Raw genomic sequence first — 16029 nt, forward strand, 5'->3', positions numbered from 1 at the left:
TCCAGATCACGCTCAATCGCGGCTGACATGTGCGATTTGCGTCACCACGACTAAATACCGAGCGAGAATACCCTACTACATGAGTGATCTCGGCAAGATCGATCGCGAGTTCTTCGACGAGTACGTGTACCCGAACCTCGGCGCCGAGCGCGACGACGTGACGCTCGGCCCGCAACACGGCGTCGACTTCGGGGTGGTCGACGTGGGCGAGAAAGTCGCCGCGATGGCGACCGATCCGGTGTTCGTGATGCCGTCGCTCGGCTTCGAGCGGGCGGCGTGGTTCGCCGTTCACATCCTGCTTTCCGACGTCGCCGTCTCCGGACTCGCCCCGACGCACCTCAGCGTCGACCTGAACATGCCCGCCGAGATCACCGACGAGCAGTTCGCGACGCTCTGGGAGACGTTCGACCGCGAGGCCACGGAGTTCGGCGTCAGCATCGTCACGGGCCACACCGGCCGGTACGCCGGCTGCAACTATCCGATGATCGGCGGCGGGACGGCGATATCGGTCGGCGATCCCGACGACCTGGTACGCCCCGACGGGGCGCGGCCGGGCGACAAAATCGTCGTCACGAAGGGGCCCGCCATCGAGGCGACCGGCCTGATGTCGATCCAGTTCGAGTCGCTGATGCGGGGCGACCTCGACGACGGGACGATCGCGGACGCGAAGGACCGCTTCTACGACATGAGCCCGATCAGGGACGCGCTGACCGCCGCGGCGGCCGGCCCGGTCAGCGCGATGCACGACGCGACCGAGGGCGGCGTCCACGGCGGCCTCTACGAGATGGCCCGCGCCGCGGGCGTCGGCATCGAGATCGAGCGCGACCGCATCCCGATCCAGCCCGGCGTGCTGGACGCCTGCGAGTACTTCGGCATCGATCCGTGGGTCTCGATCAGCGAGGGGACGCTGCTGGCTGCGGTCGCCCCCGCCGGCGTCGACGACGTGCTCGACGCGCTGGAGTCCGAAGGGATCCCCGCCGCCGAGGTCGGCGAGGTCGCCGACGGATCGGGTCTCACGGTCGACGGCGAGCGCGTCGACCACCCCGGTCAGGATCCGTTCTGGGGCGCCTTCGAGGAACACATGGAGAAGCTACAGGCCGAGGAGTGACCGAACGTCCGGATCGAGATTCCATCACCGATTTGTATTCTCCGATAATACTAACGAGTATGAGACGACCTGCACCCGACGATCGGCCCGTCGCGCTGACGATCGCGGGCAGCGATTCGGGCGGCGGCGCGGGGATCCAGGCCGACCTGAAGACGATGGAGGCCCACGGCGTCTTCGGCACGAGCGCGATCACCGCCGCGACCGCACAGAACACGACCGGCGTGTACGGCTCGCACGTCTTGCCCGTCGAGGAGATCGAGGGCCAGATCGACGCCGTCGTCGAGGACTTCGACGTCGGCGGAATCAAGACCGGGATGCTGGCGACGGCGCCGGTCATCGAACTGGTCGCGGAGAAAGTCGCCGCGAGCGACGCCCCCGCGGCGGTCGATCCGGTGATGGTCGCGACCTCCGGCGATCGGCTGCTCGATCCCGACGCCGAGGACGCCTACGAGGACCTGATCGCCGAGAGCGCCGTCGTGACGCCCAACGCCGACGAGGCCGAGGTGCTGACCGGCGAAGAACTCGAAACGACCGCGGACGCCCGGGCGGCCGGCGAGACGCTCGTGAAACTGGGCGCCGACGCCGCGCTCGTCAAGGGCGGTCACCTCGACGCCGAGGGGGAGGCTCGTGACGCCGTCGTCGACGTGCTGGTCACCGACGACGGCGCCGAGCGCTTCGAGCACCCGCGGATCGACACCGACGCCACGCACGGCTCGGGCTGTACGCTCTCCAGCGCGATCGCCGCCCGGCTCGCCCGCGGTGAGCCGCTCCGCGACGCCGTCGCCGGCGGCGTTCGGTTCATGGAACGAGCGGTCCGCTACCACTACGACGTCGGCGAGGGACCGGGCGCGGTCAACCACGGCGCCGTCCGAACCGAACTCGCCGAGCGCGCCGGGACCGTCGAGGCGGTCGAAGCCGTCCTCGACCGGATCGCGGACGCCGACGCTCGAATGCTGGCGGGCGACGGCGGGCTCCAGCTCGTCGGCGCGACGCCGTACGCCGAACGCCCCGCGGAGGTCGCAGCGGTGGAAGGCGGCGTCGGCGCGACGCGGACGGGACTGCGGGCGAACCGCGGCGTCCGCTTCGGCGTCGCGCCGCGGGCGGCCGAGGTGGTGCTCGGCGCCCGCGAGGTCGATCCCGCCGTCCAGTTCGGGGCGACGATCCGGGCGACGGATGCGGTCGACGCGGTCGAATCCCTCGGCTGGCGGTCGGTCGTGTACGGGCCCCCGGCGGCGAGGGCGACGGGCGAGAACCAACTGCGCGACGCGGTCGAGGACGTGATCGCCGGAGTTGACGAGACGCCGCGCGTGCTCGTCGGCGAGCGCGAGCACTCGGTCGCCGTGCTGGCGACGGAGCACGATCGACTGGCAGAACGCCTCCTCGCGCTGGCCGACGCGATCGAGAGCGGCGACTGACGGCGGTCGGCAGTCAAACGTCTCCTACCCGGGTCGAAAAAAGCGCCGCGCCGTCAGTTCTCGTCGTCGCGATTCTCGGGGTCCGACTGGACGAACGAGAACATGTCGTCCGAATCGTCCTCGTCGGCGTCGTCTTCGTCAGCGTCGGCTCCCTCGTCCGCCTCGGCGTCGTCCGCGTCTGCGTCGTCGCCGGCGTCGTCGGGCGCGCCGAGCGTTATCGAGTCCGACTGGTCGTCGCCGGAGCCCTGATCGGCAAGCGGGTCGGTCGTTCCGTCGTCGCCGTCCTCGGCGGTGACGTCACCGGAGAGCGGATCCGGCGTCGAATCGCCCGCATCGTCAGCGAGCGGGTCCGCCGTCTCGTCCTCTCCGCCCCCGACGGTTCCGTCGTCGGCGAGCGGATCGGACGCACCGTCGTCGGCGAACGCGTCCTCGGCCTGTTCGTCCGAAGTCGCACCGTCGTCCGCGGAGCTGCCGAGCGGCCCCTCGTCGTCGAACATGTCGTCGGGATCGACTCTGTCGGCGGCCGCGGCCGAGTCGGTCGCGGCGTCGTCAGCGTCCGCAGCCGGATCGGAGTCGTTCGACGACTCGGCGTCGCTCGCGGCGGATCCGCCGAGCGGAGTGGCGTCGGGCTGCTCCTCCTCGGAGGCATCCGCCGCCGTCTGTTCGACCTGCTCGTCGGCAGTCTCGGTGCGCTCGCCGAAGCCGCCGGTCGCCGACTCGGTTCCGGCGTCCGTCGACTGCTCGGTGCGGTTGAGCGTCGCCGGGTCGGAGTCGCCGGCGTCGACCGGGGTGGCGTCCGGCACGTCACCGGCGTCCGCATCGTCGGCGTCTGTCCGGAGCGCGTCGGCGCCGAGCGTGTCCGAATCGGCGGACTCGGCGTCCCCGAGCGGTTCCGGCTCCTCGGTCGGTGCGCCCCCGGCTGCGTCGTGCCGCGGCGACGCCGCGTCGGGAGCGCTCGAGGTGTCGTCGTCCGCATCCTCAGCGAGCGGGTCGTCGAAGCCGTTCCCGTGGTCAGCCGGCTCGTCGGCGGCGTCGTTCGTCACGCCATCGTCTGCCGCCGGTGCGGCGGTCTCGTCGGTCTGCTCGCGCACGTCCGCGGCGAGTTCCTCGGCGGAGGGCAGCGCACTGTCCTCGCCGTCGGGGAGCTCGGAGGGACCGGGGTCGCGGTCGGCGTCGGTGTCGAAGCGGTCGAGCGCCTCGGAGAGCTGGGACGCCTGGTTGGCCAGGTCGGAGGCCGACCGGGAGACCTCGGTGAGCGCCGTGGTCTGTTCCTCGGCGGCGGCGGCGACGTTCTCGGCCTCGGCGGTCGTCTCCTCGCTGATCGTCGCGGCCTCGTCGACCATCGCGACGACCTGCTGGGTCGAGGCGGCCTGCTCTTCGGTCGCTGCAGAGATTTCCTGAACGCCAGTGTTGGTCTCCTGAGCGTAGCCGGCGATCTCCTCGAGCGCGTCCGCGGCCTGGCGCACGGAGTCGGTGTGCTGGGAGACCTCGTTGGAGGTCTTGCGGACCTCCTCGGCGGTGGTGTCGGTCTGGGCCTTGATCTGCTCGAGCCGATCCTCGATGTCCTCGGCGGCGTCTTTGGTGTCGGCGGCGAGTTCCTTGACCTCCTCGGCGACGACGGCGAACCCTTCGCCGGATTCGCCGGAGCGGGAGGCCTCGATGTTGGCGTTGAGCGCGAGCATGTTGGTCTGCTCGGCGACCTCGGTGATGAACTCCAGGAGCTCGTCGATCTGGGCGACCTCCTCCTGCAGTTGCTCGATCTCCGCGACCGCTTCCTCGCTCTCGGCTTCGATCGAGTTCATCCCCTCGATCGCCTGCTGGGCCGCCTCGCGGCCCTCGCGGCCGGTGTTCGCGGTCTGCTCGGCGATGTCCGCGACCTCGTTCGACGAGGAGGCGATCTCCTCGATCGTAGTCGAGAGGCCTGACATCTCCTGGCTGACCGACTGGAGCGAGTCGTTCTGGCGCTCGGCGCCGTCCGAAATCTCCTGGATCGACTCGGTCACCTGCTCGCTGGCCGAGCGCACCTCCTCGCTGGAGGCGGTCACCTGTTCGCTGGCGGTCGCGACCTCGGCGGCGAAGTTCTTGAGCTGCTCGGTGGTGGCCTCGATCTCGCCGAGCATGTCGTTGAACGTGCGGCCGATCTGGGCCATCGACTCGTTGTCGCTCTCGGGGTCCATCCGAGCGGTCAGGTCGCCCTCGGCGGCCGACTCCATGACCGTCTGGTAGTCGTCGGCCTTGGTCTCGAGATGCTCGTTCATCTGTTCGGTCTCGGCCCGGGCCTGTTCGGCCTCCTCGCGGGCCTGCTGGGCCTCGCGGATCTGCTCGCGCAGCGCGTCGCGCATGTTCGCGAACCCGTCGTACAGCCGACCGATGTTGTCGATGCGCTGGGTCTCGAAGTCGACGTCGAGGTTCCCGGACTCCATCTCCTCGGTCTTGGAGGTGAGCCGGTCGATCGCGACCGACGTGTTCCGACCGAGCAGGGCGCCGAGTAGCCCGATCAGGAGCACGCCGCCGATCGTCGCGCCGACCCCGTACTGTCGCACCGACGAGACGAAGCCGAACGCCTCGCTGGTCGGCGTGTGGACCATCACGTACCAGTCCTCTTCGGAGGTTCGGGTGTCACTCGATGTCGGGGAAATACCGACGATGTGGTCCTCCTCGAGGAGGTCGGTCGACTGCGACTGGATGGAGATCGGATTGCCGTACTGGGCATCCTGCGCGGTCCGGAACGCGTCGGAGTCCGTCGGGTACGACTCGCCGATCAGCTCACCGCTGTCGTGCATGATGATGTTTCCGTCACCGTCGACGACCGTAGTGAAACTCCTATCGTAGGACGTGCCCGAGAGAATCGTCTCGCCGACGTTCTGGGTGTTGTACGTCATCACGACGGCAAGATCTTCCTGATCCTGAACCGGTTTGACGAACGCGATGAGCTTATAATCGGCGCTCCCGCGCTCTGTTTCGTACGGGTCGGTGATGTGAGTATCGCCGGTGCTCAACTCGGTGTCCTCGATCCACGGGTGGTTATCGGTGGAGAGCGTCTGCCCCCGGAACACCGGATTCGAGGAGTTGCGGACGTACCCCGTGTCCTGTTCGACGAGGTGTATCGAAGAGATATACGACGTCTGGTCGTTCCGCTGTCCGGTGTACCCGCTCAGATAGTCGTTGACGTTACTGCCGCTGGTGCTTTCGGTGAGAATATCCTGCCGTGAGAGGACGCTCAAACTGTTGACCTTGTCAGATTGCCACTTATACGCGCTCTCTGCGTCGCCGAGCGCCGTCGCTTCGTGGTCGCTGTTGACGTTCTGTTCGATATCGTCGGTAATGAGGGCGGTCGCCGCCCCGCCGATGAGACCGATCGAGAGTCCGATTATGATCACGACGATGGCGAATTTCGCCGCGTAACTCCGGCGGATCCTGTTAGGGACCAGCCGTTTTAGAGGATCGAGCATACAGCAACAGCAATCCCTGAAGTAATATAAATTCATCCATTGGTAACTAATCGGACAGTATCTATAACAGAAAGTATGTAATTTATATTATATAAGACAACCCTCCGATAGCCGAAATAATGAGGAGTGGGCCTGATATCGCGACTCCATCCCGCAATCCGCCGATCGGTTCGGTCGACGTCGAGATGAATCGGACGCGTCGGCGCCACGGTTCACGACCCGAGCATGCGAACCCGGAATCGGGTGCCGACGGTGGCTGAGGAGTCATCCCTCGGCGGCTGGCGGCGAGCCGCGCGGCGCCGGCGATCAGCAGGATTTTATTCGGACGGCGACGTGGACCGACCATGACCGAGGCCGAGGGGATCGTCGGCGAGTTCAAGTCGCTCAAGCGATCGAGCGACGCGGACCTACTGGCGATGCAGGTCGGGGACTTCTACGAATTTTTCGACGAGGACGCCGAGATCGTCGGCGAGGAGCTGGATCTGAAGACCTCCAAGAAGTCCTCCGGCGGAACGAAGTATCCGATGGCGGGCGTGCCGGTCGCCGAGCTGACGCCGTATCTCAAGGCGCTGGTCGAGCGGGGCTACCGCGTCGCCGTGGCGAACCAGCGCGAGACCGAGTCGGGCCACGTCCGCGAGATCGAGCGGGTCGCCACGCCCGGCACGCTCTTAGAAACGAGCGACGCCGACGCGCGGTACGTCGCCGCCATCGTCGACGACGGGGGAGCGGCGTCACGCGGCGACGACACCTACGGCCTGGCGTTCGCCGACGTGACGACCGGGCGGTTCTACGTCACCGGCGTCGACGGCGACGACCCGCGCGAGTCCGCGCTGACCGAACTGTACCGGTTCGACCCCGTCGAGGTGCTTCCCGGACCGTCCGTTCGGGAGGACGACGAGCTGGTGGGGACGATCCGCGACCGGACCGGCGCGACGCCGACGCTGTTCGACGCCGAGGCGTTCGCGCCGGGCGCCGCCGAGCGGGCGCTCACGGAGCAGTTCGGCGCCGAGACCGTCGACAGCGTCGGCGTCGAGACCGACGCCGCGATCCGGGCGGCCGGCGCCGTCGTCGCGTACGTCGAGGAAACCGGAACCGGCGTGCTGGCGTCGATGACGCGGCTCCAGCGCTACCGCGACGCCGACCACGCCGAGCTCGACGCGACGACCCAGCGCAACCTCGAGCTGACAGAGACGATGCAGGGCGACCGGTCGGGATCGCTGTACGACACGATCGACCACACCGTCACGAGCCCGGGCGGGCGCCTGCTCAAGGAGTGGCTCCAGCGCCCCCGACGTTCACGGGACATGCTGGAGCGTCGGCAGTCGAGCGTCGAGGCGCTGGCGGCCGCGGCGCTCGCCCGGGAGGAGCTCCGCGAGACGCTGGGCGAGGCCTACGACCTCGAACGGCTGGCGAGCAAGGCGACCCACGGCAGCGCCGACGCCCGGGACCTGCTCGCGGTGCGTGACACGCTCGGCCTGCTGCCCGAACTGGAGGCCGTGATCGACGCCGCGCCCCAACTGGACGACTCGCCGCTGGCCGAGATCGTCGACGCGCCCGACCGGGACGCCGCCGCGGAGCTGCGGGAGACGCTGGACGCGGCGCTCGCCGAGGACCCGCCCTCGACCGTCCGCGAGGGCGGGATGCTCACTCGCGGGTTCGACGAGGAGCTCGACGAGATCATCGAGCGCCACGAGGAGTTAGAGGAGTGGTTCGACACGCTGGCCGAGCGCGAGCGCCGCCAGCACGGGCTCGCCCACGTCAGCGTCGGCCGGAACAAGACCGACGGCTACTACATCCAGGTCGGCAAGTCCGCCGCCGACGACGCGCCCGACCACTACGAGAACGTCAAGACGCTCAAGAACTCCGAGCGGTTCGTCACCGACGAGCTGGAAGAGAAGGAACGGGAGATAATGCGCCTGGAGGAACGGCGCGGCGACCTGGAGTACGAGCTGTTCTGCGAACTGCGCGAGGCCGTCGCCGACGCCGCCGAGACGCTCCAGGACGTCGGGCGCGCGATAGCCGAACTCGACGCGCTGGCGAGCCTGGCGGTCCACGCCGTCGGCAACGACTGGACTCGCCCGGAGCTCGCCGAGCCGGGCGCCGACGTCGAGATCGAGCAGGGGCGGCACCCCGTCGTCGAGCAGACGACCGACTTCGTACCCAACGACGCGAGCCTGACCGACGACCGCCGGTTCCTGATCGTCACCGGCCCGAACATGGCGGGGAAGTCGACGTACATGCGCCAGACCGCGCTGATCGTGCTACTCGCTCAGATCGGCAGCTTCGTGCCCGCCCGAAAGGCCACGATCGGGCTGGTCGACGGCATTTACACGCGCGTGGGCGCGCTTGACGAACTCGCGCAGGGCCGCTCGACGTTCATGGTCGAGATGCAGGAGCTCTCGAAGATCCTCCACTCGGCGACCGACGAGTCGCTGGTGATCTTAGACGAGGTGGGCCGCGGGACGGCGACGTACGACGGCATCTCGATCGCCTGGGCAGCCACCGAGTACCTCGTCAACGAGATCGGCGCCCGAACCCTCTTTGCGACCCACTACCACGAGCTCACCGCGCTGGGTGATCACTTCGACAGCGTCGCAAACGTCCACGTCGCGGCCGACGAGACAGACGGCAACGTCACCTTCCTCAGAACCGTGCGCGAGGGACCGACCGATCGGTCCTACGGCATCCACGTCGCCGACCTCGCCGGCGTTCCCGACCCGGTCGTCGACCGATCGCAGGACGTGCTCGGCCGGCTTCGGGACGACAAGGCGATCGACATCCGAGGGAGCGGCGGGAGCGGCGGGAGCGGCGGTGAGACGAAGCAGGTCGTCTTCGACGTCCAGAGCGGGCAGATGAAGACGGCGAGCGCTGACGGCGGGGAGGCGTCGCAGCGAGACGAACGCTCCCCCGGTCGAACGGACGCCGAAAACGAAGGACGTGCGACCGATGCATCCGATTCATCCGCCGCGCTGCCAGTTGACGAAGACGCCGAAGCCGTCTTGGATCACCTGCAGGACCTGGACGTCAACGAGACTCCGCCGGTTGAACTGATGGCGAAGGTTCAGGAGTGGCAAAATAAGTTAAATGATTAACAGATATGTACTCATCTGGAATTCATACCCAATATAAGTTTCATATAAATTAATGAGGAATTCTTGCTGGTTCCTGATCAGGGATTTCATAATGACTGAAATACTATTCTATGATAGCCAGATATGAATAATGATAGCCATTGGATCTGGTCTCTTTCAATAATTGATATTATATATAAATTACTAATACCCATACTCATATTATCAATATCAATATCATATTCATTTATGTTTTTTCATTATTACTTCCAGTATATACTGGCCGCCTCTATCCCGGAAGAAAATGCTGTGGAGCTTGCTTTAACTGGGGTTAGCATCCTTACAAGTAGTCTTTTATCTTTAGCACTTGTTGGGCTCTATAATTCCCAGCGAAATATACTTTCATCTCAGAAGGACCTAGCAAAAGCCGAACATACACCAATTCTACGGGTTGATTCCATCAATGCTGCCGAGTTTAAGCCGACAGGCGCGCAAGACCAAGGAGATTGGTTGGAGATCACCCTCTCTAATGTTGGTAATGAGGTGGCAACTGAGATTGAGGTGGAGTTTCTTATCTCATACGAAGACAAGGAAAATTCTGGATATGAGGTGAACTCAAGCCGTTATCCACTTAACAGGATAGATCAACCGCAGCAATTCAATGCACGAACTGGAGAAGCCCTTCCCGCAGGAGAACAAGACGTTGACTATTATTCTATAGTCCAATTTGAGGTGAGTGGCTGGGGAGAAAACCCAGAAGACGAACAGAATCGTGCTTTTATTAATGCATTAGATGGCCTCGAGGAAGTGGACACCGTCAATTTCGGGGTCAAACTTCATTATCAGAGCCCTGCTGGCGAAGATTATGATATAGTTCTCGATCCAGCTTATGAAATCTCTTGGACTGATACACCACCGTCGTTTAAAAATGCATTAGAGTCAGCTGACAAGCAAGAGATGACATTCTGAGAGGGGAAACCAATAATAGGGTCACCTACCCGGATAATTTGGTTCACTAGGGATTTCATCAGTAGGTTCAATATCTTGTTCAATTCCTAAATTAAAGGAGTAGTTGAGGAAAGTCTCAGTTAAAGATCCAGCATTAAGCACAGTCATCACATCTCTATTGAATGTAGTAAGGGTGAAATCAGGTTCATAGGGGAAGAGATTCGCGTACACTAAGAACGCCTTAAATACGTCTTCCTCAGTATCTGCAGTCTGTATCCCAACAGGATGCTGCTGAACCAACTCTGATATTTGATAGAGGATATCCCTCTCATGTTCTCTCTCAATTGAGTTCACCAAATCAAGTGCCTCTTCAATAGATTCTTGGAATGAATCGTCATCTTCTTGCTCCTTATCGGGGTTGTGTATCTTATTAGCGATACTCGTCACTAAATCGTAGTGGTAGCAAATTGAGAAGCTCTGTTCGTCAGGATGGCATGAAATATAGAAATCACCATTCCATCCGCTAAGAGGTACATCAAGAACTATACGCTCATTAGATTCCTCCCCAAGATTATCTATTCTATCTGGTTCATGACCAAGAATTTCCTCTACATAGGAAGAGATAGTACGAATGACCTCCTCAAAATTATTCTTATCAGACATTGGCATCCTCAATTGCAGCACCAACATCTGAATTTCGAACACGGTCGGCTATATCCTTGCTTGAAGCCTCAGGTGGCTGATATTCACCAACTGTGTTTAGGCCAGAATCATCGCTAGTCCTATGTGCGCTATTGAAAAGCGCATCTTGAGCTTGAGCGAGGGCTTGGACCGCCTGATTATCAAGGTTGATTTGATATCGCTGGCCTTTTTGTCCAGTTCTAGTTTTTTGAACAAGACCATAATCAAGCAGAGTCTCCATATTTCGACTTACTGTACTCTGATCAATTCCAGTTAATTTCTCTAATTCCCTCGAACGGAGATCATGATGGGATTCACGAAGGAACGCATCCAGCATCTTGACCCGGCTCCGCGTCTTGAGTAGCCGTACAAAGGGCGATGCATCGGAATATTCGGCAGCACCCACTAATTGCTCATGCTCCGATGGCATGCCTTGACCATATATGCATAGATGCATAAATCCACCGTCCGTTTCCTGCTCTAACCTCTACGGTATGCAAAAGCTAATCACTGCGGATACCAAGTAGCCTACCAATGGGAGGCGGAGAGGATGAGTATGTGCTCAGAGGCCAGAAGATCTCAATCCTTCAAATGCTTCAAGGCCGGAGTGTGTATGAATCTGAGGACGCAGACCCTTGTCCTGTAGAAAGCATCATACAATGTTATAGTTGGAAGGACGAATATAATGAAGAAAACATGCGTGAAATGATTGAATCACTACACCAGGACCCATCTTCTCCTTTGAACTATTGTAATGAGGAAGAAACCCATATTATTTTAAACAATCCAAGAGTGACCAAGACGTTTATAAATACACTAAAAGAGAAGCAAAGAACTAGATAATATAGAACATCATTATCATTGAGGATATCATCGGTACATTATTCCGAACGTCTCCACTGAAGTCACGAGAAATTCTCTACCGCGATTCGCGGTGGAGCACTTCGTCCACCGAACGGCGCGGGAGCCGGTCGGGCTCCTCGCCGGCGCTCGGGCCGATCGAGATCAGCATGACCGGGATCTCGTCGTCGGGCAGTTCGAGAAACTCCGAGATCCCTTCCTGGTCGAAGCCGATCATCGGCGTCGCCTTCAGCCCGCGAGCGTGGGCCGACAGCAGGAGGTTCTGCGCCGCGAGGCTGGCGTTTCGGACGGCGTAATCCCGGCCCATCCGCTCGTCCTCGTACATCTCGACCGACTGGGCCTTCGTCTGCTCGGCGGAGGCCTCGTCCATCCGACCGGCTTCCTCCCACTCGTTGAACACTCGATCGGCCGTCTTGGCGTCGGTGTGGCCGACGACGAGAATCGCGGTTCCGGCCTCTCGGATGTGCTCCTGTCCGTAGGCCAGCTCGACGACCTCGTCGAGCCGGTCCGCGTCCTGCACGGCGACGAACTCCCACGGCTGGAGGTTGTACGACGACGGCGCCAGCGTGGCGTCGCGGATCACCGCCTCCAGCGTCTCGTCGTCGAGTTTCGCGTCGGGATCGAAGTTGTGTCCCGACCGGCGGGTTCGGATCGCCTCGATGGCTTCGCCGAACGATTCGTCGTGCGCTACGGCTCGCTCTTCGGGGGCGGCTGATTCGGAGGACATCGACGGGACCTAGTCGGTTGCGGGGGATACGCTCGGGCCCAAACCATCGAGGTGACACCGGCGTAACTGGGTCGCTCGGCTGCCGGGCGGCGGGCGGACCGCGAACGACCACATCCGCTCCGAACCGCGCGTTTTAGTGGGACGCCCGCCCACCGTGGACTATGAATCGATCGACGCCGCAGCGACCGACTCCGGAGGTGACCGCGCCGTGACCGACGCGCCCGAGTCCGGCGGAACGGACGCCGAGAACGACGCCGAGGCGGTCGAGGGAGACGCGACGGAGATCCGAAAACTCGACGACCGAACGGTCCAGCGCATCGCCGCCGGCGAGGTCGTCGAACGGCCCGCATCCGCGGTGAAGGAACTGGTCGAGAACAGCCTTGACGCCGACGCCTCGCGGATCGAGGTGGCCGTCGAGCGCGGCGGCGTCGAGTCGATCCGCGTGCGCGACGACGGCGTCGGGATGAGCGAGGCCGACGTCCGCGCGGCGGTACAGGAGCACACTACCAGCAAGATCGAAGACGTCGACGACCTCGAATCCGGCGTCGCGACGCTGGGGTTCCGGGGCGAGGCGCTGCACACCATCGGCGCCGTGTCGCGGACGGAGATCACGACGAAGCCCAGGAGCGCCGACGACGCCGGCACGAAGCTGACGTACGTCGGCGGCGAGGTCGAGTCCGTCGAACCGGCCGGCTGTCCCGAAGGCACCACGGTCGAGGTCACTGAACTGTTCTTCAACACGCCCGCGCGCAAGAAGTACCTCAAGACCGAAGCCACCGAGTTCGCCCACGTCAACCGGGTGGTGACCCAGTACGCGCTGGCCAACCCCGACGTCGCCGTCTCGCTGGAACACGACGGCCGCGAGGTGTTCGCCACCACCGGGCAGGGCGACCTGCAGTCGACGCTGCTCGCGGTCTATGGGAAAGACGTCGCCGCGTCGATGATCGGCGTCGACGCCGCGCCCGAGGTCGGGAGCGAGTTCCCCGAAGGCCCCCTGGAGGGGATCTCGGGCTACGTCAGCCACCCCGAGACGACCCGGTCGAGCCGCGAGTACGTCTCGACGTTCGTCAACGGCCGGTACGTCCGCTCGCCCGCGGTTCGAGAGGCGATCCTCGAAGCCTACGGCGGCCAACTCGCCAGCGACCGGTATCCCTTCGTCGTCCTCTTTCTGGAGGTGCCCGCGGAGACGGTCGACGTCAACGTCCATCCCCGCAAAATGGAGATACGGTGGGGGGACGAGGCGGGCGTGCGCCGACAAGTCAGGGCGGCCGTCGAGGACGCGCTGCTCGACCACGGGCTGGTGCGCTCGTCGGCGCCCCGCGGTAAGTCCGCGCCCGAGGAGGCGTCGATCGCGCCGGAGGCCGAGGACGAATCGGTCGACGATGACGACGAGCCGACCGGGGGTGACGAGTTCGACAACCCCGATAGCGAGGGGAGCGCCGCGACCGAAGCGCGCGCGAAGCCAGAGACGAGCGACTCGCTGACGGGAGGCGGAGACCCCGCTTCGGCGTCCGATGCGGGTGCGGAGTCGGTCGACGCCGATACGGGGCCCGCGAGCGCTGCCGGAGAGACCACCGATTCGGGGAGCGCCGGATCGGCGTCCAGCACGGCGGACGAGTCGGCGTCTAGGCCCGACGGCGTCGCGGCCAACGACGCCGACGCGGCGTCCACCGAGCACGGCGGGACGCCCGAATCCACCACCGAAACGCCGGACGCCGACGGTGCCGCGGCGTTCGACGGCGACGCCGCTACATCCGGAGGCCTGGACGCCGCGTCCGACGCGTCCGAGTCCGTCGATGGCGATGCCAAGTGGACCGTAGACGACGAGAAGTTCACCGGCCCCCACGACCAGCGGACGCTGGGCGGCGACGTCGTCGACGACGAGCGCCGGTTCGACAGCCTGCCGCGGCTGCGCGTGCTCGGCCAGCTCCAGGACACCTACGTCGTCGCCGAGACCGGCGAGGGACTGGCGCTGATCGACCAGCACGCCGCCGACGAGCGGGTCAACTACGAGCGCCTGAAAGCCGAGTTCGAGGGCGACACGACCGCCCAGGCGCTGGCCAATCCCGTGGAGCTGGAGCTCACCGCGGGGGAAGCGGCGCTGTTCGACGAGTACCGCGAGGCGCTGGCGAAGCTCGGCTTCTACGCCGAGCGCGACGGTCGGCGGGCCTCGGTCTCGACGGTGCCCGCGGTGCTCGACGAGACGCTGGCGCCCGAGCGCCTGCGGGACGTGCTGACCTCCTTCATCGAGGGCGAGGCCGACGACGGCGGGGAAGCCGCCGTCGAGTCGCTGGCCGACGAGTTCATCGCCGACCTGGCGTGTTACCCGTCGATCACGGGCAACACGTCGCTGCGCGAGGGCTCCGTGGTGGAGCTGCTGGACGAACTCGACGACTGCGAGAACCCGTGGGCCTGCCCGCACGGCCGCCCGGTCGTCATCGAGATCGACGGCGAGGAGCTGGACGACCGGTTCGAGCGCGACTACCCCGGCCACGGCGGGCGGCGGGACTGAGCGGCTGTCCGCCGCTTCGTTCCGATGTCGAACCGCTCGTCGGAGACCCCGAAACGATGGAACTTATATCGGGCCCGTCCGATTGCCGAACCATGATTCCGAGTAGCTCGCGAGCGGGCGCCGCGACGGCGTCCGGCGGCCGGGAGGGGAACCGATGAGCGACGACCTCGTCACCTTCGGCGAGACGATGCTGCGCCTGTCGCCGCCGAAGGGCGAGCGGCTCGAAACCGCCACCGACCTGGAGTTCCGGGCGGCCGGCGCCGAGAGCAACGTCGCGACCGCCGCCCAGCGGCTGGGCGCGAGTTCGACGTGGCTCTCGAAGCTCCCGAAATCGGAGCTCGGGCGAAAGGTCGTCTCGGACCTCCGCAAGCACGGCATCGGCGTCGACGTCGCCTGGTCGGACGAGGGGCGACAGGGCACCTACTACCTGGAGTACGGCGACAAGCCCCGCGGGACGAACGTGATCTACGACCGCGACGACGCCGCCGTCCAGTCGGCCCGCGCCGAGGAGCTGAACCTCCAGCGCATCCGGGACGCCGGCGCGTTCCACACGACGGGGATCACGCCGGCGCTGTCGAACCAGCTCGCCGAGACGACGGCGAAGCTGTTGAAGGTCGCCAAGGACGCCGGGACGACGACGTCGTTCGACGTCAACTACCGCTCGAAGCTGTGGTCGCCCGAGGAAGCCAAGCAGACCCTCTGGCGACTGTTCCCGGCGGTCGACGTGCTGGTGTTCGCCTACAAGGACGCCGAGCGGATCCTCGACTGGGACGGGGAGGCCCGTCAGCTGGCCCACCACCTCGGCTCCGAGTTCGACCTGCAGACCGCCATCGTCACGCACGGCGAGCGCGGCTCGCTGGCCTGGCACGACAACACGGTCCACGAGCAGGGCATCTACGAGGCCGACACGTTCGACGCCATCGGCACCGGCGACGCCTTCGTCGGCGCGTTCCTCGCCCGCCGGCTCGCCGGCGACGGCGTCCCCCGGGCGATGGACTACGCGGCGGCCACGGCGTCGCTCAAGCGCACGATCGCCGGCGACGTCGCCACGGTCACGCGCCGGGAGGTCGAGTCGGTGATGGACGAGGAGTTCGACGACGTTTCGCGGTAGGATCGGATCGCCGCCAGGGGATTTCTCACTTTCTTTCAGGTCACTTGTCGCGCGACCGATCGCCCCGCCGAATCACCCCCAGAATGGCGGGGGTGGGATCACCTGGCACTGATCAAATCCGGTCGTCGGTGCCCAGTTTTGTA

At 64.5% G+C, this 16029-nt stretch carries 11 protein-coding genes; 7 read left to right on the forward strand and 4 right to left on the reverse strand.

All coding sequences use genetic code 11. The features are described 5' to 3' along the window. Positions 1-79 precede the first annotated feature (79 nt). Both ABDZ81_RS02800 and thiD read left to right on the forward strand, forming a co-directional pair. On the forward strand, positions 80-1108 hold the full coding sequence (locus ABDZ81_RS02800) for an AIR synthase family protein (protein WP_343772323.1): 1029 nt from the start codon (positions 80-82) through the stop codon (positions 1106-1108). A gap of 59 nt (positions 1109-1167) precedes the next feature. Then, positions 1168-2523 (forward strand): bifunctional hydroxymethylpyrimidine kinase/phosphomethylpyrimidine kinase, encoded by a 1356-nt coding sequence (gene thiD, locus ABDZ81_RS02805; RefSeq protein WP_343772324.1) that lies wholly within the window; start codon positions 1168-1170, stop codon positions 2521-2523. A 53-nt stretch (positions 2524-2576) separates the two neighbouring features. Here thiD and ABDZ81_RS02810 read toward each other — a convergent pair whose 3' ends face one another. Next, the gene (locus tag ABDZ81_RS02810; protein WP_343772325.1) at positions 2577-5975 is read right to left on the reverse strand and encodes a methyl-accepting chemotaxis protein; all 3399 of its coding nucleotides are present in this window, start codon (positions 5973-5975) and stop codon (positions 2577-2579) included. A gap of 344 nt (positions 5976-6319) precedes the next feature. Between ABDZ81_RS02810 and mutS the strand changes: the two genes are divergently transcribed. Then, on the forward strand, positions 6320-9067 hold the full coding sequence (gene mutS / locus ABDZ81_RS02815; protein WP_343772326.1) for a DNA mismatch repair protein MutS: 2748 nt from the start codon (positions 6320-6322) through the stop codon (positions 9065-9067). 123 nt (positions 9068-9190) lie between these two features. Continuing rightward, positions 9191-10015 (forward strand): hypothetical protein, encoded by an 825-nt coding sequence (locus ABDZ81_RS02820; RefSeq protein ID WP_343772327.1) that lies wholly within the window; start codon positions 9191-9193, stop codon positions 10013-10015. Between the two features lie 21 nt (positions 10016-10036). Here the strand turns inward: ABDZ81_RS02820 and ABDZ81_RS02825 are convergent, their stop codons facing one another. Next, positions 10037-10657: a hypothetical protein gene (locus ABDZ81_RS02825; protein ID WP_343772328.1), complete on the reverse strand. Its 621-nt coding sequence runs from the start codon at positions 10655-10657 to the stop codon at positions 10037-10039. Then, positions 10650-11105, reverse strand: coding sequence for a winged helix-turn-helix domain-containing protein (locus ABDZ81_RS02830; RefSeq protein WP_343772329.1), 456 nt, complete (start codon positions 11103-11105; stop codon positions 10650-10652). Before ABDZ81_RS02830 ends, ABDZ81_RS02825 begins: the two co-directional genes overlap by 8 nt. Positions 11106-11209: 104 nt before the next feature. Between ABDZ81_RS02830 and ABDZ81_RS02835 the strand changes: the two genes are divergently transcribed. Then, the gene (locus ABDZ81_RS02835; RefSeq protein WP_343772330.1) at positions 11210-11518 is read left to right on the forward strand and encodes a glycoside hydrolase family protein; all 309 of its coding nucleotides are present in this window, start codon (positions 11210-11212) and stop codon (positions 11516-11518) included. Positions 11519-11594: 76 nt separating this feature from the next. On the opposite strand, the gene ABDZ81_RS02840 is transcribed toward ABDZ81_RS02835, so the two are convergent. Beyond that, positions 11595-12263, reverse strand: a complete 669-nt coding sequence (locus tag ABDZ81_RS02840) for a nitroreductase family protein (RefSeq protein ID WP_343772332.1) — start codon at positions 12261-12263, stop codon at positions 11595-11597. Positions 12264-12546: 283 nt separating this feature from the next. Here ABDZ81_RS02840 and mutL point away from each other — a divergent pair, with 283 nt between their 5' ends. Continuing rightward, positions 12547-14775 (forward strand): DNA mismatch repair endonuclease MutL, encoded by a 2229-nt coding sequence (mutL, locus tag ABDZ81_RS02845; RefSeq protein ID WP_343773361.1) that lies wholly within the window; start codon positions 12547-12549, stop codon positions 14773-14775. 154 nt (positions 14776-14929) lie between these two features. Then, positions 14930-15886 carry a bifunctional 2-dehydro-3-deoxygluconokinase/2-dehydro-3-deoxygalactonokinase gene (gene kdgK1, locus ABDZ81_RS02850; protein ID WP_343772334.1) on the forward strand — a complete coding sequence of 319 codons (957 nt, stop codon included), beginning with the start codon at positions 14930-14932 and terminating at the stop codon, positions 15884-15886. Positions 15887-16029: the final 143 nt, after the last annotated feature.

Origin of the sequence: Natronoarchaeum mannanilyticum (assembly GCF_039522665.1) — an archaeon.
In the GTDB taxonomy this organism is placed as follows: Archaea; Halobacteriota; Halobacteria; order Halobacteriales; family Natronoarchaeaceae; genus Natronoarchaeum; species Natronoarchaeum mannanilyticum.